Origin of the sequence: Actinophytocola sp., assembly GCF_035634895.1 — a bacterium.
Classification (GTDB): domain Bacteria; phylum Actinomycetota; class Actinomycetes; order Mycobacteriales; family Pseudonocardiaceae; genus Actinophytocola.
This window is the reverse complement of sequence record NZ_DASQCC010000220.1, coordinates 1-2165: the sequence shown is the minus strand read 5'-3', so window position 1 is coordinate 2165 and position 2165 is coordinate 1. Positions and strand designations below refer to the sequence as shown.

The 2165-nt window shown below is 71.3% G+C and carries 2 protein-coding genes; both read right to left on the bottom strand.

Annotated features, from left to right (window positions below; translation table 11 throughout):
- Positions 1 to 1767 (bottom strand): glycoside hydrolase family 15 protein (locus VET29_RS33640; RefSeq protein ID WP_324928316.1); only part of this gene is annotated, 1767 nt, incomplete at its 3' end.
- Positions 1764 to 2165, bottom strand: a 402-nt coding sequence (locus VET29_RS33635) for a hypothetical protein (RefSeq protein WP_324928315.1), incomplete at its 5' end; no start/stop codon positions are given. The genes VET29_RS33635 and VET29_RS33640, both read right to left, overlap by 4 nt.

Genomic DNA, 2165 nt, shown 5'->3' with positions numbered 1-2165 from the left:
CCCGGCCTCCCCAAGACGGTGGGCGCTCTCCAGCAACAGGGCGTGGACGAATGCCTGGGGAAGGTTGCCGCGAAGCTGGCGTTGCACGACGTCGTACTCCTCGGCGAACAGCCCGGGCGGTCCGAGGGCGGCGCGGTTACGTTCGAACCAGCGCAGGGCGTCCTCGCGTCGGCCCAGCTTCAACTGGGCCAGGGACATGAGGAACCCGCACAGGACGAAGGCGCCCTCGGCTTCGTGCAGGGGCCGGTCGGGGCGCTGGCGGAACCGGTACACGTAGCCGTCGTCGGTCAGGTCCTCGAGGACCGCGGTGACGGTGGAGAGGTTGTGAGGGTCGTCGGGAGCGACCGCTCCGCGGATCGCGGGCAGCAGGAGGGCGGCGTCGACGGCGTCGTCGCCGGGGGAGCGTTGCCACCGGCCGGTGGGGTGGCCACAGTCCCGGTTCACCGAGGCGACCAGCTCGTCGGCCTGTCTGCGCCAGGACTCGGTGTCTCCCGTGTTCGCGGCACTGGAGGGGGCCGCGGCGCGGAGCCCGGCGGCGCACATGAGTCGTGAGTGGGCCCAGCGGCGGTCGTCGATCTCCCAGATGCCAGCGTCGGGTTCGTCCTTTCGTTTCCCGATCGCCGCGACCAGGGTCGTGACCGCCTTGCGGCCGTCGTCGGTGAGTCGGCCGCGGCCATCCGCGGCCGCGAGGAGCAGCAGCGCTTCACCGAGTGCGTCGAGCTGGAACTGCTTGTTGACCCAGTTGCCGGTCCGCACAGGTGCGCCGGGGTATCCGGGCAGGGGAACGTTTCTCTGGTCAGGGACCGGTCCGCCGGCGGCGGTGTAGGCCGGGCGCAGGTCTGGTCCGTCTGTCAGGACCCGTTCGGACACGAACCGGACCGCACCATCGAGGAGGGTGTGGTCGCCGATGGCGGCGGCCGCTTGCCCGGCGTAGCACTGGTCGCGGATCCAGGCGTAGCGGTAGTCGTAGTTGCGTCCTTGGTCGGCGCGCTCGGGGAGCGAGGTGGTGGCGGCGGCCACCATGGCGCCGGTACTGCCGGTCAAGCCACGGAGCACGGCGTAGGAATGCCGGGACTCGCCGGTGGCCACCGAGGTGCTCAGGTCTGGCACGCCGTGGCGCCAAGCCCGTTCGGTGCGGTCCCACAGCTGGTCCGGGTCCGGCAGCTGGCGGGGTAGGGCGGTCTGGGAGATCTCCAGGACCAAGTCGCGTGACTCGCCGGCCGGCACGACAAGATCGAGCACCAGGCGTCCGTCCTGGAGCTGCGCGTGCTCGGTAGCCCCGGTCCACCGGTAGTTCAGGTCGCCCGAGTGGCCGTGCCAGTTTCCGTCCTGGCTGCGGGCGACGGTCATCGCGCGGGCGCCGAACTGGGCGCGCACGTCCAGGGCGACCTGGACGTGCGCCACGTTGAGGTTGGCCTCGATGCGACGGAGCAGCACGACCCGTTCTGGCTCGCCTGGGAAGGCGAGGGCCTCGCGGCACTCGGTCACGGCGTCGGTGGAGACCCAGCGGCTGCGCCAGATGAGGCTGTCCGGTTCGTAGTAGCCGCCCCACACGAACCGGTCGTCGGCAGGGCTGACGCCGTAGCCGCCGTGTCCGCCGATCAGGCTGGAGAACACTGCGTCGTCGTGCCAGGCGGGCGCGCACAGGAACGCGATGTCGCCTCGGGGCCCTACCAGGGCGCCGCGTTCGCCGTCGGCGATCAGCGCGTACTGGCGCAGCACGTGGGGGGTGGGTCGGACGAGGTCGCTGGTCGAGCGTCGGGTCATGGCGCGACGATCAGAGCTTGAGGTGCGGCCTGCTTCATCCGGGTGGTCAGCCAGGTGAGCTGTCGGGTGGTCTCGGCGGTGCTGGAGGTGGCGATCTCGAGCAGTTGGCGGTCACGTAGTCCTTGGGCGCCCTGGGCGATCACGGTCCAGGTGCTGTGCACCAGGGTGGCGAGCAGGTGCAGGTCCTGGAGATCGCGCAGGAGCCCGATCTCGCCCTCGCGGGTGCTGGTCACGGCCTCGGCACGTAGTCGCTCGGGTTCGTCGACGTCGTCCTGCTCGCCGTAGCGCTCGACCACCGGAGCGAGGTCCTCGCGGTGTCGCTCGCTCCAGCCGGCCAGGGTGTGGCAGGTGTGGAAGACGTCGGCCTGCCGGGCGTGACCGTCGGCGACGGCTCGCAG